Origin of the sequence: Myxococcus stipitatus DSM 14675, assembly GCF_000331735.1 — a bacterium.
In the GTDB taxonomy this organism is placed as follows: Bacteria; Myxococcota; Myxococcia; order Myxococcales; family Myxococcaceae; genus Myxococcus; species Myxococcus stipitatus.
This window is the reverse complement of record NC_020126.1, coordinates 6,934,663-6,955,384: the sequence shown is the minus strand read 5'-3', so window position 1 is coordinate 6,955,384 and position 20,722 is coordinate 6,934,663. Positions and strand designations below refer to the sequence as shown.

The following is a 20,722-nucleotide window of genomic DNA, read 5'->3' as shown; positions in this document are numbered from 1 at the left end:
TGACGGCTACCGCTTGTCGACCTTGATGACGCCGCGGCGAATCTGGTCCAGCTCGATGGACTCGAAGAGCGCCTGGAAGTTGCCGTTGCCGAAGCCCTCGTTGCCCTTGCGCTGGATGATTTCGAAGAAGATGGGGCCGAAGAGGTTCTCGGTGAAGATCTGCAGGAGCAGACCCTCCTGCTCGTTGCCGTCGATGAGGATGCGGTTCTGCTTCATCCGCGCCAGGTCCTCGCCGTGGTTCGGCACGCGCTTGTCGACCAGGTCGTAGTACGTGTCGAGCGTGTCTTGGAGCAGCACGCCGCGAGCGCGCAGCTTCTCGACGGTGCCGTAGATGTCCTGGGTGGACAGGGCCAGGTGCTGGATGCCCTCGCCCTTGTACAGGCGGATGAACTCTTCGATCTGGGACTTGTCGTCCTGGCTCTCGTTGAGCGGAATCCGGATGTTGCGGTCCGGAGCAATCATCGCCTGGCTGAACAGGCCCGTGGCCTGGCCCTTGATGTCGAAGTACTTCTGCTCGGTGAAGCCGAAGATGCGGTTGTAGAAGGTCGACCAGGTGCGCATCTGGCCCCGGCGCACGTTGTGCGTCAGGTGGTCCAACGACTCCAGGCCCACGCTGTTGCGAGCCTCCGCCTCCGCGGCGCCGGGAATCTGCTCCCAGGAGTCGTAGATGGTGCCGTTCGGCCCGTGCCGGTCGATGAGATACAGCAGGCTGCCACCGATGCCCTGGATGACATAGTAGCCCTCGCCCAGGGAGCTCTGGGTCGGGTCCGCCGCGATGGCGCCGCGCTCCAGTGCCAGCTCATAGGACGTGCGGGCATTGCCCACGCGGAACGCCATGGCGTTGGCGGAAGGACCATGGTCGGCCCGGAAGTCGGCGGCCTGGCCGGACGGCTCACGGCTGATGAGCAGATTGATGTCGCCCTGCTTGTAGCGGACCAGCTCCTTGGTCGGATGCTTGGAGTAGGCGGTGAAGCCCAGCGCCTCCACCAGCTTGATCATCGCCTCGGGCGCGGGGCTCGTGAACTCCACGAACTCAAAGCCGTTCAGCCCAAGAGGATTTTCCGCAGCGCTGACCATGAGAGTGCCTCCGCACATCGTCTACGAGTGTGACCAAAAGGTAGGCAGGTGCTTCCGAGGAGGAAAGCACAAAGAACTGCCAGAGATTGTCAGTCTTCTCCACAGTCTCCAGGGCGAAGCGGTGCGTGAATGCGCACGGGTCCCGCGTCAAACGGGCAGTGCGCCGCGTCAACATGGGACATCCTGGATTGAGAGGCTTACGGGGTTACCGCAACATCAAGGGGTCGCGGCTTCATCTGGCGCGGGGGCGGGGAGGGCGTCGGTGAGGTCCTCGGCCCGTCGCGGCAGCTCGAGTCCCTCCATGCGGACCTCCAGCACCTCGGGTCCGGAGCCGCGCGCGTAGCTCAAGTCGGCGGAGTCCGGGACAGGGGTGCCCAGCGACAGCCGCGCGAGCTCATGACCTTCCTGATTGAGCAACTGCACGCCCGCGGAGCTCTCACTGATGCCGTACTTCGCCCAGCTCCGGGGCTTCGCCTCGCCGAAGGCGGACGCCTTGAGTGCGCCCAGCGCGCGGAGCAGTGACACCACCCGGAAGTGCTGGGCCTTGCCCGGCGTCGGCGACTCCACGTGCCACGCCTCGGTGCCACCATCTCCGGGAGACAGATTGGCCACGGTGATGGGGGCTGCACCGCCGCCGGGATGGAACACCACGCGCCGCACTTCCTCACGGCGGAAGCTCAGCACGTGCTGGTCCTTCAGCTCGCGCACGTCGACGTCCAGCGCCGTGAGCGCGCTCTCGGGGACTTCGCCCAGCACCGCGTGAGCGCCTTGCTCCCGCAGCGCGTGGACGCGCACCACGCCCTCTTCCGTCACCTGCGCCAGTCGGATGCGCACCGGCTCACCCTCGCGAAGGGTGAAGCGTGCATCGACGAGGGGCGCCTCCAGGCCCAGCTTCTTGCGCAGGGGCGCGGAGTCCTCTGGGAACGACAGCGCCCGCTGCTCCTTCAGCGACTTCAGCAGCGCGGAGACGCGAGCTTCATCCGCGCGCTCGGCCACGGGCTTCGTCAGCCGCCAGCGCGGCGTGCCCACGTCGTGCTCCAGGAGGTAGCCGCGTCCCTGCGCCCGCACCTCGATGCTCACGAGGGATGCGGTCTCCAGCTCACCCAGGAGCTCCTTCGAGCGCAGCGCGAAGGTGTCCTTGTCCAGGCTCCACCGCACGGAACCCTGCGCCGCGTAGACCTTGGGGTCTCCCTCGCGACGCACGTACACGGAGCCGTCGAACGTGTTCTCGACGCCACCGTGCAGCGTCACGGTGTGCAGGCGGCTCGGGTCATCGGCGCCGCCGCCGCGGGCGTCCGGAAGGTAGGCCCGGGCCGTGACGGTGAAGACGGGCGAGCGGAGGCCGTACTTCTCCAGGTCCGCGTCGGTGGGGGCTTCGTTCACGACGGGGCTGGCCGTCGAGCTGCCCAGCGTCTCGAGCAGGGCCTCCACGGCGGCGGCCTCCGCGCGGGCCTTCACCGGCGCCACCAATCGCCACTCGCCCTTCTGCTCGCGAGCCAGCTCGGTGGTGTTTCCCTGGGCCCGCACGGTGATGTGCGTGAAGACGGGCGCCTGGGTGCCTGGTGCTCGAGGCGGGGCGAAGAGCTGCTCGGAAGCAGGGCGCTGCTCGCGAGCCTTCGGAGTCGAGGGTCGCTGGGACGCGCGCCACGCGGAGAAGCCCAGCCCTCCCGCGCCGAGGACGAGCAGCGCGACCAGGCTCTTCCTCGCGGCGCTCACTTGTGCCGCCGCGCCAGCCAGATGGCGATGCCCAGGCCCATCAGGGTGAGGGGGAACAGGTCGGTGGCGAGGAAGCGCATGCGCTTCACGGCGGACGCGTCCAGCTCCAGCGTGGACACCTCCCGGTCCGGAGGACGCACGGTGATTCGGGCCACTTGATGGGACGCCCAGCCCAGCGCGTTCATCACCAGGTTGCGATTGGGCTCATGTCCCCAGTTGGAGTCGAGCAGCAGGTCCGAGTCACCCAGCACCACGAGCCGCGCCTCGCCGAAGCGCTTGTCGGGCGTGTCGCTCGTGTCGCGGGTGATGGCGGCGGCGAGCGTGAGCTGGCCCGCCTTCTCTCCATCGGAGGGCACCGCGTTCTGGGCGGGCGTGGTCTCCACCCAGCCGTTCTGCGAGGTGTGGACCATCGGCTCCACACGCACGCCTGGCGCCATCCCTTCCCGCAGCACGCCGAGGCTTCGCACCATGGGCAGCTGCACGTTGAGGTTGCGCTGCACCAGCGGCTTCACGATGGCGTGGTTGCTGTAGAACTTGGAGACCAGCACGTACGGATTGCCGCTGTTGAACTGCGAGTCCGCGGCGACGCCCTCGTCGAGCTGGATGCCGTACTCGGCCAGCAGCGACCCGAGCCCATCCTCCAGCCCGACGTCCGTGAAGTAGAGCATGCGGCCACCGCCGGCCAGGTACTTGCGCAGCACCTCCACCTCGGGCTCGGTGTACGGGGCCCGCGCTCCCGCGATGATGACGAGCGAGGCGTCGCGCGGGATGTCCGTCGTGCCCACCAGGTACATCGCGTCCGCGGCGTAGCCTTCGTGGAGGAGCTGTCGGCGCAGCTCGGACAGCGTCGCGCCGGGGTCCGCGGCATTCGCCTGTTCCTTCTCGAGCGGCCATTCGCCATGGCCGGTGATGAAGTACACGCGCTGCGTTCCCACCGACGTCAGCCGGATGAGGGCGTTGGTCAGGTCCTGCTCGGAGACGCTGGCGGCGGTGGTGTGCGGGGCATTGAGGCCCTCGCCTCGGACCAGCACGACGCTGGCTTGCCCCGCCCGGAGGTTGAACCGCGCGGCCAGCTCCGGGCTGCTGCTCGGGTCGAGGAGCTGGTACTCGAAGCGCTCCGGCGCCTGCTCGTGGTAGCGCTGGAACAGCGACTCCAGCAGGGCGTTGGCCTCATGGGTGGGCGGCAGGAAGCCGATGGCGACGACCTTCTCCGGCAGCGACTCCAGCGCGGTGACGGTCTGCGGAGAGAGCGAGTGAATCCTCCCCTGCGTCAGGTCCCACCGCGCCCCCTTCGTGGCCGCCAGATAGTTGAGCGCCACCAGCCCGCACAGCGCCACGAGCACGGTGAGCGCGGAGCGCAGGAAGGCGAAGCTCGCCTGACTCGATGCGAACTGGCGGAAGGACTCGAGGTTGGTGGCCAGGTACACGCCCACCAGCACCAGTCCGAGCCCCGCCTTGACGACGGCCGCGGTGAGGCTGCCGGACGTGATGAAGAGCGTGACGGGGCTGGACAGGAGCAGCATGAGCCCGAGGGCGCCCAGGTACTGGCCGAGGTGGGTCGCTTTCATGGGTCCGGGTTTCCCTTTCGCACGAGCACGGGCCGCATCAGGCCCAACGCCGCGCTTCCACGGTGCGGTGCGTGAGCAGCAGCGAGAAGGCGATGACGGACGTGAAGAACACGAGCGCCTTCACCTCGAGGATGCCCCGCGTCATCTCGTGGAGCTGGGCGTCGAAGGACAGGTACAGCAGCACGGAGCGCAGGGGCTCTGACGCGGACTGCGCGACGCCGGTCAGCATCATCCACGGCAGCAGCACCGTGAAGGTGAGGAAGGCCGCCAGCATCTGGCTTTCCGTCAACGCGGAGATGAACAGGCCCACCGCCATGCAGGTGGCGCCCCACAGCAGGACGCCCCCGAAGCCCAGGAGCACGGTGGTCCAGTCCAGCGCGGTGCCGGACTCGGCGTGGCCATGGAGGGAGAGCAGCAGCGGGAAGATGAGCGTGGTGCCCAGCGTCGCGGTGATGATGCCCAGGCCGCCCAGGTACTTGCCCAGCACGAGCTCGATGGTCTTCACGGGCGCGGTCATGAGCAGCTCGAAGGTCTTGTTGCGCTTCTCCTCGGCGAACAGCCGCATCGAGAGGAAGGGCGCGACGAACAGCGTGATGGCGATGACGATGCCCCACAACGGGACGACCACGCCGTCGGTGAGGTTTCGGTACGCATGGAGGTTCGGCGACATCTGCTCCCACGACGTGGCGCGTGCCTCGGCCTGTCTCAGTTGGAACTCCACGAGCAGGTTCACGAAGAGGAACGACGAGAGCGCCGCCATGGCGGTGAAGACGCCATAGGCCCACGGGGTGGTGAAGTAGACGGACAGCTCCTTGCGAGCGATGGCCAGGGCAGTGCGCATGAACCGGAGATTCCTTGAGGGGGAGGGCGGGCCGTGCTCAGGCGGCGGTCAGCTTGATGAAGACCTCTTCCAGCGACGCGCTCTCGGCCGTGCCTTGGGTCCCGGCCAGCTTCCGCAGGTCGTCGTAGGCGGCGATGCGCCCCTGGTTGAGGATGAGGACCTTCTCGCACGTCATCGTCACTTCCGGGAGGATGTGCGTGGAGAGGATGACGGTGTGCTTGCCCGCGAGGCCCTTGATGAGCGCGCGAACCTCCGCGCGCTGCGTGGGGTCCAGTCCCTCCGTGGGCTCGTCGAGGATGATGACGGGCGGTGAGCCCAGGAGCGCCTGGGCGATGCCCACGCGCTGCTTGTAGCCCTTGGAGAGATTCTGGAGGAGGCGCTCCGCCACATGGGTGACGCCCGTGAGGGCCGCCACGCGCTCCACCTCATCCCGGAGTCCTCGAGGAGGCAGGCGCTTGAGCGCCGCGACGAAGCGCAGGTATCCGCGCACCGTCATCTCCGGATACAGCGGCGGGGTCTCCGGCAGGTAGCCGATGTGACGCTTCGCCTCGAGCGGGTGCTGCGAGACGTCGAAGCCTCCTACCCGGGCCACTCCCTCCGACGGAGGAATGAAGCCGGTGAGAATCTTCATCGTCGTCGACTTGCCCGCGCCGTTGGGCCCGAGGAAGCCGAGGATTTCTCCCTCTTCCACGCTGAAGGTGAGGTTGTCGATGGCCACGCGGTCGCGGTACCGCTTGGTGAGGTGCTGCACCTCAATCATCGCCATGGGCAGGCTCCAGGGAAGACGCGCTCGAGCCTGGGCCGCCGGCCGTGGAGGAGTATCTCGGACGGCCCGGGCAGACCGCGGTCGACTATAGGGGGCGACCTTGGGGTGTCAAGGCGACGTCCGGTTCCTGGCCCGAGGGCTGCTCGGGCTGGCCGCGCTCCTGCAATAGCCCCATCGGTGTGGTTCCCCGGACACACCCAACAAGGGTAGTGAGACGCTCATGCCTATCGTGGTCCAGAAGTACGGCGGCTCGTCGGTCGCGGACGTGGAGAAGATTCGCAAGGTGGCGCGCCGGGTGAAGGACAAGCGCGACGCCGGGTACCAGGTGGTGGTGGTGGTGAGTGCCATGGGCGACACCACCGACGAGCTGCTCGCGTTGGCCAAGCAGGTGTCGCCCGACCCCGCGCGGCGCGAGCTGGACATGCTGCTCACGTGTGGCGAGCGCATCTCGATGGCGCTGTTGTCCATGGCGCTCCAGGAGATGGACGTGCCAGCCATCAGCTTCACGGGAAGCCAGAGCGGCATCATCACGAATGACGCACATGCCCAGGCGCGCATCGTCGAGGTGCGGCCGTATCGCATCCATGACGAGCTGGCGCGGGGCAAGGTGGTCATCGTCGCCGGCTATCAGGGTGTGTCCTACAAGAAGGAAGTGACGACGCTGGGGCGCGGCGGCTCGGACACGACGGCGGTGGCGCTGGCCGCGGCGCTGGAGGCGGAGGCGTGTGAAATCTACTCCGACGTCGACGGCATCTTCAGCGCGGACCCGCGTGTGGTGCCCGACGCGCGCAAGCTGGAGTCACTCAGCTACGACGAGATGCAGGAGTTGGCGAGCGCGGGCGCGAAGGTGCTCAACGCGCAGGCGGTGGAGTGGGCGAAGTCCCGAGGCATCGCCATCCTGGCCCGCACCGCGCATGCACAGGGCAGCGGCACGCTGGTGCGCGAGCTGACCGCGCCGACGGACACGCGCGTGAAGGGGGTTACCTCGGACGCGGAGCTGGCGGTGCTGGCCGCGGGGAAGGAGGTCCCGCTGCCGGAGCTGCTGGAGTTCCTGGACGCGCGAGGCGTGCGCGGCCGCTCCCTGGGCTTCGATGGGTTGCCGGGAGGCGCGGGGCACGCGTACCTGCTCGTGCCGCTCGCGGACATCCATGGACCGGAGGCGCTGCGCAAGGAGCTGGCGACGCGCTTCAGCGGCGCGGTGTCCTGGCGCGAGGAGCTGGGCACCGTCACGTGCGTGGGCGTGGGCCTCAACGCGGACTGGGCGCCGCTGCGTCAGGCGCTCGCGGCGGCGGAGGAGCTGGGAGCCCAGGTGCATGCGGCCCATACGTCGCCGCTCCAGCTCACGCTGCTCGTCGAGAAGCCGCACCTCAAGCCGCTCACGGCGAGGCTGCACCGCGAGCTGCTGGGGAGCTGAGCCCTCGCCGCTCGAGCAGGTGGATATCTCCGGCGGACCGGAGCCGCTTCGCCGCCGGAGACTTCGGACGTGCTCACCTCACTCGGTGAGCAGGTGGAGATCTCCGGCGGACCGGAGCCGCTTCGCCGCCGGAGACTTCGGACGTGCTCGCCTCATTGGGCGAGCAGATGGAGACCTCCGGCGGACTGGAGCCGCTTCGCCGCCGGAGGCTTCGGACGTGCTCACCTCATTGGGCGAGCAGATGGAGACCTCCGGCGGCCTGGAGCCGCTTCGCCGCCGGAGACTTCGCACGCGCTCACCTCACTCGGTGAGCAGGTGGAGACCTCCGGCGGACTGGAGCCGCTTCGCCGCCGGAGACTTCGGACGTGCTCGCCTCACTCGGTGAGCGAGGCGGTCGCCGCCTGGGTGTTCTCGGGGCAGCCGGACTCCACCGCGCCGATGTCAGGGGCCGCGCCGCAGAAGGGCAGGCCCAGGTCCATGCCCTGGTCCACCGCCCCCACCCCAGGGGTGAAGGACTTCGAATCCGTCAACGTGGTGGCGGACTCGCTGGAGTTCACATCCAGGCTCCGCTCCTGCTTCCACGTGGCGAGGGGCGTGCCCTTCCAGTCGTTGGCGGGCGCGAAGAAGTCGCCGAACGTGAAGTTCGCGCCGGCCTGGTAGCCGTTGGACTCCATCGTCAGGCCTGGCGCCTCGGGGCCCAGGTTGACGGCGTGGCGCGCGTTGAAGAGGTTGTTGCGCACGACGACGTTCGACGAGGCTCCACCAGTGCCGTGGCCCACGACGAGCGCGAAGCCACTCACACCCGTCACGGTGTTGTGCAGCACGCGCACGTCATTGCCGTTCTCGATGCGGATGGCGGCGCCCTCGGGCGACTTCAGGTCATGGATGCGGTTGCGGCGCACGGAGACGTTGGTCGGCGGCGCCCCCACCCGGTTGCCACCCACCGAGACACCCAGCGTGGCGTCGGAGATGTCGTTGTCCTCGATGGCGATGTTCTTCGCGGAGTAGTGGACGACCACCGCCTCGCCTCGGGCCGTCGCGGTCCGGGCGAAGCCATGCATGACGTTGCCGCGCACCGTGACGTTGTGACACGTCTTGAGGTCCACCGCGTTCTCGCGGTTGTCATACATGCGGTTGTTCTCGACGACGAGCCCGTTCGCGGGCGTGTCGTTGCTGAAGCCCTCGGGCCCCAGGCACTGCACGGAGTCACCTGAGTTGTCGTGGATGTCATTGCCGCGCACCGTGATGTCTCTCGACGTGGGGGCGATGACGATGCCGTGGGAGTCGTCGGACCCCTGGGCGAAGTGATGGATGTGGTTGTTCTCGATGGTGACGCCGCGCGCGCCACCGTCGGTGCTGATGCCGCTGCCGAACGTGCCGGAGTGCAGCTCGTTGTCGGCGAGCACCGTCCCCTGCGTGTCACCTGCGAACGTCACCGCGAGCTGCCGCTGGCCGCGCACGTCGAACTCGAAGCCCTCGATGCGCCAGTTGGGACGTTGGACGAGCGCCATGTACCAGCCGTCACCGGTGGGGACGAGCTTGGGTGTGCCCTCTCCGCGCAGGGTGATGGGGGCCTTGGTGGTGCCGGCGCGCACGGTGGAGTCGAACACCAGCTTCTCGGCGTAGGTCCCCTTCTGGACGCGGATGATTTCACCGGGCCCCGCCTGCGTGATGGCCTTGGAGATGGTGCGCAGGGGCTTGTCCTGGGTTCCTGGCGCGGTGTCGTTGCCAGAAGGACTGACGAACCACTCGCGGGAGTACTGGACGGATGCGGGCTGCTCGGCGGGAGCGCCGGGCTCGGGGTCGGTGGTGACAGGCGGACGGGTGGGCTCGGGCGCGGGCCGCGTGGGTGGCACGGTGGGGCGAGTGCCATCCGGGATGGCGCCCACGGCGGAGGGGGGCTCCTTGTTTCCAGTGCATGCGGTGAGTCCGCCCACGGAAATGGCTCCGATGAGGCAAAGGCTGCGCAGTGTGGACATGGGGGTCGACTCCTCTGGGGGTTTGAGCGAGCCGAGAACGTTCGTGGGGACGAGCGCTATTCTGCTCGCCGCTCCGTTCGTTCCCTCGTGCAGCAGGCGGCCTGTCTGCCTTCCCGCGCGAAAGCGCTGGTGAAGGGCTGCCGTGGCTCGGGTTCAGTGGCTAACACGCGAGCGCGTGCGAATGACGCGAGACTGTGAGGGTCCACCGACCGAGTCGCGAGGGTCCGCATGCCTCGTGGCAGAGCAGCCGATAGGCCGTCGCGACGCTCAGGGAAGCAGGCCTGGGATGCTCCCGCCGGGCCTGGGCGCGATGTGGAAGCGGATGGCTCCCGGTGAGAGGACACACGCGGGGGGCGCTGGGGAGAACCAGGTGGCGCCGCGTGTCGCGCTCGTGCAGAGGCCCAGCAGTGGCGCGTTCGCGTACGGCACCCACGGCAATCGGGAGTCCGCTTCCATGGAGGGGCGAGGCTCGGGCGACTGACTCGAGGCCAGCGTGCTGATGGGCGGAGACGCGGTGTCGGGAGTGAAGGCGAGGCCCTCGGGAATGGGCTCCTCGCTCTCCGGGCGGCCGATGATGTCCTCGATGCGCTGGCTGCCTTCGTCCCGGGTCTCGACGCGCCTCGCGGTGCATGCGGCCAGCAGCGATGCGGCGAGCGTCGCGGCCGTCGCCATCCGATTCCGCCGTGTCCGATGAGAGCCAGGGAGCGAGCGCATGGGCAGACCGCCATGTTCTCCCAGCGGCATGTAGGAAGAGAAGGGCCTGCCTGGCGGGCCTCATTCCCGGGCGAGATGTGGGGGCCTTGGCGGCGTGCTCGCCGGGTGCGGGCGGCCTGCCGTGCTCCGTCCTTCGTGGCGTTCCTAGCTTGCCCGAAGTGGTTCGCGGAGGTCGTCGACCATGCTGTGTCAGAACTGCCGGACCCGCCCAGCCGCGGTCATGCTCAAGAAGGTGACCAATGGGCAGGAGACCGCCCTCAACCTCTGCAACCACTGCGCGAGCGCGATGGGCGTGGGGCTGCCCAACAACAACAATGGGTTCGGCAGTCTGGAGAGCCTCGTCGAGCAGATGATGGGGCCGCGTCCTCGAGGGCGGGAGAACCTGCTCGCGCAGCTCTCGGAGATGGCCCAGCAGGTGCTCGAGCGCGCGGCGCGGATGACGCTGGACTCGGGCTACGAGCGGATGCGCATCGAGCACCTCTTGTTGTCGTTGGTGCACTCCGTCCCGGAGCTGCGTGAGGCGCTCAAGCAGGCGGGAGCGCCCGTGGATGCGTTCGAGGCGAGGCTGGATGCGGTGATGCCGCGTCGCGAGCCGCGCAAGGCGCAGGGCGTGGCGTTGTCCTCGGGCGTCAAGCGCGTGCTCCAGATTGCGCGGCTCCAGGCGCTCCAGATGGGGCACAGCTTCATCGGACCCGAGCACCTGCTGTTGGGCATCCTCATGGAAGGGGAGAGCTTCGCCGCGCAGTTCCTCTCGGGCGTCGACGTCAACGAGCTGCGCAAGCGGCTGGCCGCGTCGGTGGGCGGGGCCAATGTGCCCTCGGCGGGAGGTGGTGGGCGGCAGGGGAATGGGGGACTTCCTCCGAACCTCACGCGCTTCACCCGCGACCTGTCGGTGCTCGCGCGCGCGGGAGAGCTGGACCCGGTCATCGGACGCGAGAAGGAGATCACCCGGGTCATCCGCATCCTGAGCCGCAAGACGAAGAACAACCCGGTGCTGATTGGCGAGCCGGGCGTGGGCAAGACGGCCATCGCGGAGGGGCTCGCCCAGCGGATTGTCTCGGGCGATGTCCCCGAGGTGCTCAAGGGCAAGCGCGTCCTCTCCCTGGACATCGGGAGCGTCCTGGGCGGCACGAAGTTCCGCGGCGAGTTCGAGGAGCGCTTCAAGGGCTTGATGGATGAGATTCGCGCCCTCAAGGGGCAGATCATCCTCTTCATCGACGAGGTCCACACGGTGGTGGGCGCGGGCGGCGCGGAGGGCGCGATGGATGCGTCCAACCTGCTCAAGCCCGCGCTCGCGCGAGGCGAGCTCCAGTGTCTGGGGGCCACGACGCTGGATGAGTATCGGAAGAACATCGAGAAGGACGCCGCGCTGGAGCGCCGCTTCCAGCCCGTCATGGTGGCCGAGCCCACGCCGGAGCAGGCCATCGAAATCCTGCGGGGCCTGCGGGATGCCTACGAAGCGCATCACCGCGTGAAGATTCTCGACGCGTCCCTCACGGCGTCCGTCGAGCTCTCGGACAAGTACGTCAATGACCGCTTCCTGCCGGACAAGGCCATCGACCTGCTCGACGAGGCGTCGGCGATGGTGAGGCTGGGGGCTCGCACCGCGCCGGACCGGTTGGGTGAAGTGGAGGCGATGCTGGCCCAGAAGGAGAAGGACAAGGGCGCGGCGGTGGCGGGGGAGCGCTACGACGAGGCGAGCCGGCTCAAGGCGGACATCGACACGCTGCGCACGGAGCTGGAAGGGCTGCGCACGCAGTGGCAGTTGAAGCGCGGGGTGACGGAGCCCGCCGTGACGCCCGAGGACATCGCCACGGTGGTGAGCGAGTGGACGGGGATTCCCGCGCGCAAGCTGCGGCAGGAAGAGGGGCAGCGGCTGCTGGAGATGGAGGACGCGCTGAAGCAGCGCGTGGTGGGACAGGAGGACGCGCTCCGGGCCATCTCGGAGGCCGTGCGTCGCGCCCGCGCGGGCTTGAAGGACCCGAATCGCCCCATCGGCTCGTTCTTGTTCCTGGGCCCCACGGGCGTGGGGAAGACGGAGACGGCGCGCGCGCTGGCCGACTACTTGTTCAACGACGAGGCGGCGATGATTCGCCTGGACATGTCCGAGTTCCAGGAGCGTCACACCGTGAGCCGGCTCATCGGCGCGCCCCCGGGCTATGTGGGCTACGAGGAGGCGGGGAGGCTCACGGAGGCGGTGCGCCGCAGGCCGTACTCGGTGCTGCTCTTCGACGAGGTGGAGAAGGCCCACCCGGATGTCTTCAACCTGCTGTTGCAGATTCTGGACGACGGGCGGCTGACGGACTCCCGAGGCCGCACGGTGGACTTCAAGAACGCGGTCATCATCATGACGTCGAACCTGGGCTCGGAGGCCATGGGCGCGGCGAGGGCGGCGATGGGCTTCCAGCGCTCGGCGGACGAGGAGCGCACGGGGCGGGAGCGAGCGCGTGACGCGGTGATGAACGCGCTGCGAGGCCACTTCCGGCCCGAGTTCATCAACCGCATCGACGAAATCATCGTGTTCCATCCGCTCAACGCGGAGCAGCTCCGACGCATCGTGGACTCGCTGCTGGATGCCACGCGTCGCAAGCTGCACGGGCAGAACCTGAGCCTGGAGCTGACGGACGCGGCGCGCGACTCACTGGCGGAGCGAGGCTTCGAGCCTCGCTATGGCGCGCGTCCCCTCCGGCGCGTCATCCAGCGGGAAGTGGAGACGGAGATCAGCCGGATGTTGCTGCGGGGCGAGGTGAGCGAGGGCCAGCGCATCCGCATCGACTTCCAGGACGGGCACTTCGTCTTCAAGGCCGAGCCCGGGGCTCGCGAGGAGACCGTGCCCAGTCCCGCGGCGCCCCCCGTGTGAGGGCGTCACGGCGAAGGACGCGTGCTCTCCAGAATCCACGCGAGATAGGGCGCGTGGCCGTCCGCGACGTCGACGCGGAGCACCTCGGGGACCTGGTACGGGTGCAGCGCGACGATGCGCGAGCGCAGGGCGTCGAAGAGGGACGTGCGCGTCTTGAAGAGGATGAGCGCTTCCGCGTCGTCCTGCACCTTGCCCTCCCACCGGTAGATGGAGCGCAGCCCGGGGAGGATGTTCCCGCAGGCCGCGAGCTGCTCCTCCACCACGGTGCGAGCCAGCTCCGCGGCCTTGTCGCTGGACGGCGCGGTGACCAGGACGAGGATGGCGTCGGTCATCGCCTCAGCGTCCCATGCTGCGCATGCCGGTGGGCGGCGGGTGCAGCGAGTCCATCTCCTGACGCGTGCGTCGCCGGTCCGGCGTGTCCTTCGGCAGCTCGACGAAGGTGCACATCTCGCAGAGCCGGCTGTAGATGCGCTCACCCACGCGCTCGCGCAGGAGCTCGGCGTCCTTCACCACGGCCTTGGCATCCTCCGTGGTCCGGTAGCCCGTGGGGCCACCGGGCCGCGCCTTCCGCTCGGGCTCCAGCGAGTAGTTCGTCGCGAACAGCGTGGTGCGCCCCGCGTTGTAGCGCCGGGCGATGAGCTCATCGAGCGTCTCCATCTCGAACGGGCTGCCGCGGCCCTTGCCCAGCTCGTCGATGGCCAGCACTTCCACTTCCGACAGCGGCCCGATGATTTCACCGCCGCTCTTGCCCTCCTGGAAGCCGCGCCGGATGGTGGCGTAGAGCAGCGAAATCTCCACGTAGCGCGCGCGAACCCCCATCTCGATGACGAGGTGTCCCAGCGTGGCCGCCAGCAGGTGCGTCTTCCCCGTGCCCACCGGGCCACTCAGGATGAAGCCCTTGGACGTGGCGCCCTTCACGAACTGGTGGCCGAAGTGCATCGCCACGCCGCGGCCCCGGTCCTGCGCCTCGTTGAAGGCCCGGTAGTTGTCGAACGACGCATGCGCCACCACGCCGGGCAGCCGCACCTCGTTGTAGAGGGCCACCCGTCGCCGCCGCAGCGTGCACCCGCACGGCTCCATCACCTCGTAGCGCCGGGGCCCCACCTTCTGGCTGAAGGTGGCCTCGCGCTCCACCAGCACGTGCCCGCGTCCACCGCAGACGGGGCAGTTCTCCGAGCAACCGCACACGCGCGCCAGGGCCTGATCTCCCTGCCGTTCGACGACATACGTCCGGCCGGCACAGACACGGCAGACCTCACCGCTCGCCTTTGTTCCCACACCCGTCTCGCGCATCGCCATAGCAGAGCCCTTCGCTGCCTCATCGCAAACTGAACGCGTGAGCAGTCATCGCCCTCGTCAGACTTCCTTCACGCCCAGTCGCCGCCGCACCGCCGCCACCAGTCGGAATCGCCGGGATACCTTTCGTGCACGCACCGACATCACCTGCTGTTCAGTACCCACCGAAAGTGCGCCGCGCCACACCTCGCGTCGCTGCGGGAAGGGCAGGGCGCGCAGCAACGCCAGGAAACTCAAGGCTTCCTGCGCATCCATCACCGCGGGCTCTTGTGGGACGTTCGCCAACACGGTGCCCCGCAGCCACGTCACCCGAGCCGCCAGGGTGGGCTCACGCCCCGCCAGGTCCTCCAGCGCGTCGATGAGCCGGGTGTGCCGCGTCTCCTCCCACGACAGGGCCTTGCGACGCTTCGAGGTGGGCTCGGGCGGGGCGCTCGCACCCGCCGCCAGCGAGCGGTACTTCTTGATCTCCGCGTCCACCTGTCTGCGGCACGCGCGGAGGTTGCGCAGCACGGGCTCACCGGGGCGCGCATCCCACAGCGCCTTCTCCGCGGAGCGGGAGATGCCTCGAGCAACCACCTCGAAGGGAACACCCTCCCGCGCCCAGGCCGTCAGCAACTCCGCGTCGAGCGCCGACAGCATCAGCCCCGCGCCGCGCACCGCGAGGAAGTAGTCCTGCACCAGCTCCTCGAAGCTGGCGCTCTCCGGCAACAGACTCATGATCCGACACGGCTCCGGGCTTGGTGGGCGACCGGACAGCCGGCCGACCGTCCCCCCATACCCGGTGGGTCCGACAAGGCAACCCTCTTGACACTATTTTCACAGCAGATTTGAAAGTTTTTCGGCCTGCTTTCCACTTCTGGAGCAGCCAGCCAGTCAGGGTTGACCCGTCCCGAGGAAACCGCGCATAGTGGTTCTCCCCGAATGGAAATTCCCGAAGATTCCCGGCCACTTGCCACAGTGAATGGCAACCGGGGACGCCGGTCCCCCTCGCTTTAGGAAGACCATGCGCCGTTCGCTCCTCGTCTGCCTCGTGCTCCTGGCCTCGGCATCCGCCGCGCAGGAGAAGAAAACGCCGCGTGACGCTGACCTCGGCCGGAAGTCCGCCACTCTGGTGGACAAGTCCCTGGCTGGCGACATCACCCGCGAGAAGAAGAAGGAAGAGGTTGCCCCCACGCTCCAATACGACCAGTTCCGACTGGGCGTGGAGCTGCAGGTGGCCTCCAAGCGACGCGAGCAGATCGCCTCGCTCAAGAAGATCATCTCCCTCTCTCCTGACCCGAGAGAGGTCCCCAGCCTCCTGTTCCGGCTGGGCGAGTTCTACTGGGAGGAGTCGAAGTTCTACTTCTTCGAGGCGAACCGCCGCGACGATGATCTCATCAAGGCGATGAACGCCAACGACACCGCGGGCCAGCAGCGCGCCAAGGCGGAGAAGGCGGAGCTCATCGGCAAGCAGAAGGAGTACGGCAAGCTCGCCGTCGAGCAGTACACGAAGATCGTCCAGGAGTACCCCAAGTTCGAGCGCACGGACGAGGTGCTCTTCTTCCTCGGTCAGTACCTGATGGAAGAGGGCCAGGAGCGCAAGGCGCTGGTCGCCTTCAAGCGCCTGGTGGAGAAGCATCCCCAGTCCAAGTTCATCCCGGACGCGTACCTGGCCTTCGGCGAGTACTACTTCATCAACTCCAAGGGAAAGCGCCCGGAGCTGGAGAAGGCGCTCGTCGCCTACAAGAAGGCGGCGGAGTTCCCCGAGAGCCAGGTGTACGCCTTCGCGCTCTACAAGCAGGGGTGGTGTCACTTCAACCTGGGCGACTACGAGGCGGCGAAGGACCGCTTCAAGACGGTGGTGCTCTACGGCGAGCTGGCCGGCGCCAACGCGGTGGAGAAGGACGGCGGCAAGAGCGGCCGTGGCTCGCTGGTCCGTGAGGCGCGCACCGACTACGTGCGTGCGTACTCGCACCAGGGCGACGTGGCGCAGGCCCGTGCCGACTTCGGCAAGGTGGCCTCCAACCCCGACGACCGCTTCACGATGATGAAGCAGCTGGCCAACCTCTACTACGGCGACGGCAAGGACCGCGAAGCGGCCATCACCTTCAACTCCCTCATCAAGGAGAAGCCGCTGTCGCCGGAGGCGCCCGGCTTCCAGGGGAAGATCGTCGACTGCATCCTTCGCATGGGCAACAAGGAGCGCACCGTGGCCCAGGTGCGCCGGCTCGTGAAGATCATGAAGGAGGTCGAGAGCTCCGGCGTCATCAAGGACGACAAGGACAAGAAGCTGCTCGCGGAGGCGAAGGAGCTGTCCGAGCGCACCCTGTCCAACCTGGCCGTCACCTGGCACAACGAGGGCAAGAAGACGCGCAACGAGGAGACGTTCCGTTACGCGGACGCGGTGTACAGCGACTACCTCACGTTGTTCCCGGAGAACCCCAAGGCGTACGACCTGCGCTTCTTCTGGGCGGAGCTCCTCAACGACAACCTGCAGAACTTCGAGAAGGCCGCCGCCAACTACACGCTCGTCGTGCTCCAGGACGCCAAGGTGCTGGAGGCCAAGGACGACAAGGGCAAGGCGAAGCCGGGCAAGCCGGGCAAGTGGCTGCCGAATGCCTCGTACAACGCCGTGCTGGCCTACGACGAGGTGGTCAAGGCCGCCGAGTCGCGTGGCGAGGCGAAGACCGAGGCGGTGAGCTCCGACATCACCAAGAAGGCCACCATCCCCACGCTGAAGAAGGCGCTGCTCGACGCGTGCGAGCGCTACCTCAAGTACGTGCCGAAGGGGGAGAAGCGGGTGGAGATCGCCTTCAAGGCGGCCAACATCTACTACCGCCACAACCACTTCGACGAGGCGGTGCTGCGCTTCAGCGAAATCGCCCTGGGCTACCCCGAGTACAAGTTCGAGGACGGCTCGCGCGCGGCGGAGATCAGCGCCAACCTCATCCTGGACTCGTACAACTTGCTGCAGGACTTCGCGAAGGTGAACGAGTGGGCGCGGCGCTTCTACGCCAACGACAAGCTGGCGACGGGCAAGTTCCGCGACGACCTGGCCAAGCTCATCGAGCAGTCGTCCTTCAAGCTGGTCAGCCAGTTGGAGGAGAAGAAGGAGTTCGCCAAGGCCGCCGAGGCCTACCTCAACTTCGTGCACGACTTCCCGCAGACGGAGATCGCCGACCTGGCGCTCTACAACGCGTCCGTCGACTACTACAAAGCGAAGATGCTGGATAAGACCATCGAGGTGCGCGCGCGCCTCTTTGCCCAGTATCCGCGCTCCAAGTACGTGCCGGATTCCATCTACGCCAACGCGGAAGCGCTGGAGGCCATCGGCGACTTCGAGCAGGCCGCGGGGACCTACGAGCTGTACGTCCGCGGCTACGAGCGCAGCGTGACGGAGAAGGGCGCTGGCAGGTCGAAGGGCAAGAAGAAGGATGCCGGTGACGACAAGCCCGCGGTGCCGCAGAAGTGGGACGAGTCCAAGGCGCAGGTGGCGCTGTTCAACGCCTCCACCTACCGCGAGGGCCTGGGCCAGACGAAGGCCGCGCTGAAGAACCGCGAGCGCTACCTGGAGCTGTGGCCGCGGGCGAAGGACGCGGATGACATCCGCCTGTCCATCATCGACCTCACCGGCAAGAGCGGCGCGGCGATGCGGGCCATCAAGATGCTGGAGGAGTACGAGCGCGACAACATGCGCTCGGCCAGCAAGTTCCTCGCGGCCGAGGGGCGCATCATCGACCTCTACAAGAAGATGAACAAGACGCGCGACGTGACGCGCATGTACAAGCGCGTGGGCGAGCACTTCGACCAGCTGCCCCGCCGCGTGCAGACGTCGCTGGAGAAGAACGCCCTGGCCACCGCCGCGCAGGCGCAGTTCCTGGGCGTGGACCTGGACTGGGCGGAGTACCGCCGCTTGAAGCTGTACTGGGGCGCGCCGCCGTCGCCGGACCGCTTCCGCGCGAGCATCCAGGACAAGAGCAAGGCGCTTCAGGTGGTGGAGAAGAAGTACGTGCAGACGGTGGCGCTGGGCGCTCCGGAGCCTTCTCTGTGCGCGCTCAACCGCATCGGTCTGGCGTATGACCACTTCGCCGACCGCGTCACCAACGCGCCCATGCCGCGAGGCCTGGATGAGGAGTCCCAGCAGGCGCTGCGCGACGAGTTCTCCAACCAGGCCCAGCCGCTCAAGGACAAGGCCACGGAGGCGTTCGCCGCCACGGTCGCCAAGAGCCGCGAGCTGGACGTGTTCAACGACTGCGCCGCGGAGAGCTTGAAGATGCTGCGCACCACCTACCAGCCGGAGCGCTACCCGCTCATGCCGGAGGAGAAGGTCGCGCTGAAGAGCCGCGAGCACATCATCGGTGGCGACGTGCTGGCCGCCATCCAGGACGTGCCGCCTCCCGCGCCCAAGGCCGTGGCCGAGGCGCAGAAGAACCAGAAGGCGACGCTGCAGGAGGACCTCACGGACCTCACCGCGCAGCTGCGCTCGCAGACAGAGACCCAGGTGGACACCAAGTCCACTTCCTCCACCTCGGATGGCACCAAGCCCGCGAAGACGGCGGGCGCGGATGAGGAGCCGGAGGACTTCCTCTAATGAACTGGACGACCCGTACCATGCGCCTGTTCCCCCTCCTGGTGGCCACGTCGCTCGTGGCCGCCGGCTGCACGTCGTCCACGGCCGCGGGCCCGGCGGCGGCGGCCAAGAGCCCCACCGCGCAGACCACCAAGGAAGCCCCCGCGGCGCCCATCTCGAACACGGCCAAGGCGAAGTTCGAGGACGCGGTGAAGTCCTTCGACACGCAGAAGAAGGCCAAGGCGTTCGACTACCCGGCGCTGGAGCGCAAGTTCAAGTCGGCGCTGGAGTCGGACGCGAACCTGGCGGAGGCCGAGTACAACCTGGGGGTCATCGCCGAGCGCCAGGGCAACCTCACCGAGGCCAAGGCCCGCTACAAGGCCGCGCTCACGAAGAAGCCCTCGCTGCGCCAGGCGTCGGAGAACCTGGCCGTCATCGAGCAGAACGCCGGCAACGTCGCGGGCTCGGTGGCCCTCTACCAGGAGGTCCTCCAGCGCTACCCGGATGATGCGCAGTCGCGCGCGCGGCTGGCGGAGATCTACCGCCAGCAGAACGACCACGACAAGGCGATGGAGCTGTCCCGGGGCGCGCTGATGCGGGACCCGACGTCCACCACCGCGCTGAAGGTGATGATCCGCAGCAACCTGGACCGCAAGCAGCTCTCGATGGCGAAGCTGGTGGCCATGCGCGGCGTCAAGCTGGATGGCTCGGACCCGGAGCTCCACCACCTGGTGGGCGTCATCCAGCTCCGGGAGGGGGATGCGGACAGCGCCCGCGTGTCCTTCAAGAAGGCGCTGGAGGCGCGCGACGACTACGTCCCGTCCCATGTCGCGCTGGCCCAGCTCTCGCTGGACTCGGAGGACTACCCCGGCGCGGAGGAGCACCTGCGTCGCATCCTGCAGGCGGACGGCAAGAACGCCGTCGCGCACCTCAACCTGGGCCTCGCGTACAAGGGCCAGGGCCAGTACGACAAGGCCATGCAGGAGTATGACGAGGCGGAGAAGCTGGACGCGGAGCTCGCGGCCGTGAGCCTCAACCGCGCCATCATCCTCCACAAGGTGAAGGACGCTCCGGAGCGCGCCGTCGAGCTGTACAAGAAGTACATCGCCATGGCGGGCGGAGACGTGGCCCTGTCGGCGGAGTCTCCTGTCTTCGGCCTGCTGCGCGAGGCGGAGGCCATCGTCGGCGCCAAGCGCGAGGCCTCCATGGCCGAGCAGCAGGCGAAGAAGATGGAGGAGCTCCAGAAGCAGCAGCAGGCCCAGATGCAGGCCGCGGAGAAGAAGCAGGCCCCGGCTCCGGCGCCCAATGGGGGCGCGGTGGCTCCCGCGGGGGGCACGGGCACGACGGCCCAGGCCACTCCGGCGGGCGGCACCCCGCCTCCTCCGGCGCCCGCACCCGCGCCTCAGGAGAAGAAGAGTGCAGGCACGGCGGATCCTTCCGAGCCGGGTGAGCCTGAAGACGACCTGCTGTGAAAGTTGGGATGTCCCCGGGTGCCTTCGATGTGGCGGGCCGGGGGGATGATGCGAACCTGTGCTGCCCCTGTCGTGGGCATGACGTGTGGCACGGACCCGGCGGGGTCCTCGTGGGAGACAGTGATGCGGAAGGCTCTGATGTTGTTCGCGGTGCTCGCGGTGTCCCCGGCGTTCGCGCAGGACGATGCCGCCAAGCCGGCAGGTGGGGGCGCGGAGGGCAATGTGCGCTACTCCAAGACCACCAACATCGACTTCGAGGACGACACCATCGAAGGCGACCTCACCAAGCCGGACGGCGAGTACATCGACGCGCGTGAGAAGGTGAAGCACTCGAACCTCATCCGTGTCCGCGAGGACTTCGAGGACAAGGTCATGCAGTCGGTGGGCGAGCTGTAGTCATGCGTCCGGTCGCCGGTGGGAACCTGCCGGCGCGAGCGTTGTCCATAGCGAGCAACTACCCTACGCAGGAG

General features: G+C 68.0%; 15 protein-coding genes. 5 read left to right on the top strand and 10 right to left on the bottom strand.

Going from position 1 to position 20,722, the window contains the following annotated elements:
* Positions 1-6: 6 nt before the first annotated feature.
* From hppD to MYSTI_RS26570, 5 genes are all read right to left on the bottom strand, one after another.
* Positions 7-1,077, bottom strand: coding sequence for a 4-hydroxyphenylpyruvate dioxygenase (hppD, locus tag MYSTI_RS26590; RefSeq protein WP_015350900.1), 1,071 nt, complete (start codon positions 1,075-1,077; stop codon positions 7-9).
* 216 nt (positions 1,078-1,293) lie between these two features.
* Positions 1,294-2,793, bottom strand: coding sequence for a DUF4340 domain-containing protein (locus MYSTI_RS26585; RefSeq protein ID WP_015350899.1), 1,500 nt, complete (start codon positions 2,791-2,793; stop codon positions 1,294-1,296).
* Positions 2,790-4,361, bottom strand: a complete 1,572-nt coding sequence (locus MYSTI_RS26580) for a GldG family protein (RefSeq protein ID WP_015350898.1) — start codon at positions 4,359-4,361, stop codon at positions 2,790-2,792. Before MYSTI_RS26580 ends, MYSTI_RS26585 begins: the two co-directional genes overlap by 4 nt.
* 37 nt (positions 4,362-4,398) lie before the next feature.
* Entirely contained in the window at positions 4,399-5,202 is an 804-nt protein-coding gene (locus MYSTI_RS26575; protein ID WP_015350897.1) for an ABC transporter permease, read from the bottom strand.
* A gap of 37 nt (positions 5,203-5,239) precedes the next feature.
* Positions 5,240-5,962 (bottom strand): ATP-binding cassette domain-containing protein, encoded by a 723-nt coding sequence (locus MYSTI_RS26570; RefSeq protein WP_044900652.1) that lies wholly within the window; start codon positions 5,960-5,962, stop codon positions 5,240-5,242.
* Positions 5,963-6,188: 226 nt separating this feature from the next.
* On the opposite strand from MYSTI_RS26570, the gene MYSTI_RS26565 reads away from it, so the two are divergent.
* On the top strand, positions 6,189-7,382 hold the full coding sequence (locus MYSTI_RS26565) for an aspartate kinase (RefSeq protein WP_015350895.1): 1,194 nt from the start codon (positions 6,189-6,191) through the stop codon (positions 7,380-7,382).
* Positions 7,383-7,756: 374 nt separating this feature from the next.
* Here the strand turns inward: MYSTI_RS26565 and MYSTI_RS26560 are convergent, their stop codons facing one another.
* Positions 7,757-9,361: a right-handed parallel beta-helix repeat-containing protein gene (locus MYSTI_RS26560; protein WP_015350894.1), complete on the bottom strand. Its 1,605-nt coding sequence runs from the start codon at positions 9,359-9,361 to the stop codon at positions 7,757-7,759.
* Positions 9,362-9,628: 267 nt separating this feature from the next.
* Entirely contained in the window at positions 9,629-10,033 is a 405-nt protein-coding gene (locus MYSTI_RS26555; RefSeq protein WP_015350893.1) for a hypothetical protein, read from the bottom strand.
* Between the two features lie 223 nt (positions 10,034-10,256).
* Between MYSTI_RS26555 and MYSTI_RS26550 the strand changes: the two genes are divergently transcribed.
* Entirely contained in the window at positions 10,257-12,935 is a 2,679-nt protein-coding gene (locus MYSTI_RS26550; protein WP_015350892.1) for an ATP-dependent Clp protease ATP-binding subunit, read from the top strand.
* A 5-nt stretch (positions 12,936-12,940) separates the two neighbouring features.
* Here the strand turns inward: MYSTI_RS26550 and cutA are convergent, their stop codons facing one another.
* From cutA to MYSTI_RS26535, 3 genes are read right to left on the bottom strand one after another with little or no spacing between them, the layout of a single operon-like run.
* Complete coding sequence (gene cutA, locus MYSTI_RS26545) at positions 12,941-13,267, bottom strand: divalent-cation tolerance protein CutA (protein ID WP_015350891.1); 327 nt, start codon at positions 13,265-13,267, stop codon at positions 12,941-12,943.
* A gap of 4 nt (positions 13,268-13,271) precedes the next feature.
* Positions 13,272-14,234 (bottom strand): ATP-binding protein, encoded by a 963-nt coding sequence (locus MYSTI_RS26540; RefSeq protein WP_015350890.1) that lies wholly within the window; start codon positions 14,232-14,234, stop codon positions 13,272-13,274.
* A 57-nt stretch (positions 14,235-14,291) separates the two neighbouring features.
* Complete coding sequence (locus MYSTI_RS26535; RefSeq protein ID WP_015350889.1) at positions 14,292-14,948, bottom strand: hypothetical protein; 657 nt, start codon at positions 14,946-14,948, stop codon at positions 14,292-14,294.
* A 286-nt stretch (positions 14,949-15,234) separates the two neighbouring features.
* Between MYSTI_RS26535 and MYSTI_RS26530 the strand changes: the two genes are divergently transcribed.
* The 3 genes from MYSTI_RS26530 to cglF all read left to right on the top strand — a co-directional run bounded on the left by MYSTI_RS26530 (position 15,235) and on the right by cglF (position 20,648).
* Positions 15,235-18,801, top strand: a complete 3,567-nt coding sequence (locus MYSTI_RS26530; protein ID WP_015350888.1) for a tetratricopeptide repeat protein — start codon at positions 15,235-15,237, stop codon at positions 18,799-18,801.
* Complete coding sequence (gltE, locus tag MYSTI_RS26525) at positions 18,801-20,252, top strand: adventurous gliding motility TPR repeat lipoprotein GltE (protein WP_015350887.1); 1,452 nt, start codon at positions 18,801-18,803, stop codon at positions 20,250-20,252. Before MYSTI_RS26530 ends, gltE begins: the two co-directional genes overlap by 1 nt.
* Before the next feature lie 123 nt (positions 20,253-20,375).
* Positions 20,376-20,648 (top strand): adventurous gliding motility protein CglF, encoded by a 273-nt coding sequence (gene cglF, locus MYSTI_RS26520; RefSeq protein ID WP_044281416.1) that lies wholly within the window; start codon positions 20,376-20,378, stop codon positions 20,646-20,648.
* The last annotated feature ends 74 nt before the right edge of the window (positions 20,649-20,722 follow it).

Bases quoted from the DNA above. Each gene is read 5' to 3' on its own strand.
- hppD (WP_015350900.1), bottom strand. From the start codon at position 1,077: ATGGTCAGCGCTGCGGAAAATCCTCTTGGGCTGAACGGCTTTGAGTTC.
- MYSTI_RS26580 (WP_015350898.1), bottom strand. From the start codon at position 4,361: ATGAAAGCGACCCACCTCGGCCAGTACCTGGGCGCCCTCGGGCTCATG.
- MYSTI_RS26575 (WP_015350897.1), bottom strand. From the start codon at position 5,202: ATGCGCACTGCCCTGGCCATCGCTCGCAAGGAGCTGTCCGTCTACTTC.
- MYSTI_RS26570 (WP_044900652.1), bottom strand. From the start codon at position 5,962: ATGATTGAGGTGCAGCACCTCACCAAGCGGTACCGCGACCGCGTGGCC.
- MYSTI_RS26565 (WP_015350895.1), top strand. From the start codon at position 6,189: ATGCCTATCGTGGTCCAGAAGTACGGCGGCTCGTCGGTCGCGGACGTG.
- MYSTI_RS26560 (WP_015350894.1), bottom strand. From the start codon at position 9,361: ATGTCCACACTGCGCAGCCTTTGCCTCATCGGAGCCATTTCCGTGGGC.
- MYSTI_RS26555 (WP_015350893.1), bottom strand. From the start codon at position 10,033: ATGGCGACGGCCGCGACGCTCGCCGCATCGCTGCTGGCCGCATGCACC.
- MYSTI_RS26550 (WP_015350892.1), top strand. From the start codon at position 10,257: ATGCTGTGTCAGAACTGCCGGACCCGCCCAGCCGCGGTCATGCTCAAG.
- cutA (WP_015350891.1), bottom strand. From the start codon at position 13,267: ATGACCGACGCCATCCTCGTCCTGGTCACCGCGCCGTCCAGCGACAAG.
- MYSTI_RS26540 (WP_015350890.1), bottom strand. From the start codon at position 14,234: ATGGCGATGCGCGAGACGGGTGTGGGAACAAAGGCGAGCGGTGAGGTC.
- MYSTI_RS26535 (WP_015350889.1), bottom strand. From the start codon at position 14,948: ATGAGTCTGTTGCCGGAGAGCGCCAGCTTCGAGGAGCTGGTGCAGGAC.
- MYSTI_RS26530 (WP_015350888.1), top strand. From the start codon at position 15,235: ATGCGCCGTTCGCTCCTCGTCTGCCTCGTGCTCCTGGCCTCGGCATCC.
- gltE (WP_015350887.1), top strand. From the start codon at position 18,801: ATGAACTGGACGACCCGTACCATGCGCCTGTTCCCCCTCCTGGTGGCC.
- cglF (WP_044281416.1), top strand. From the start codon at position 20,376: ATGCGGAAGGCTCTGATGTTGTTCGCGGTGCTCGCGGTGTCCCCGGCG.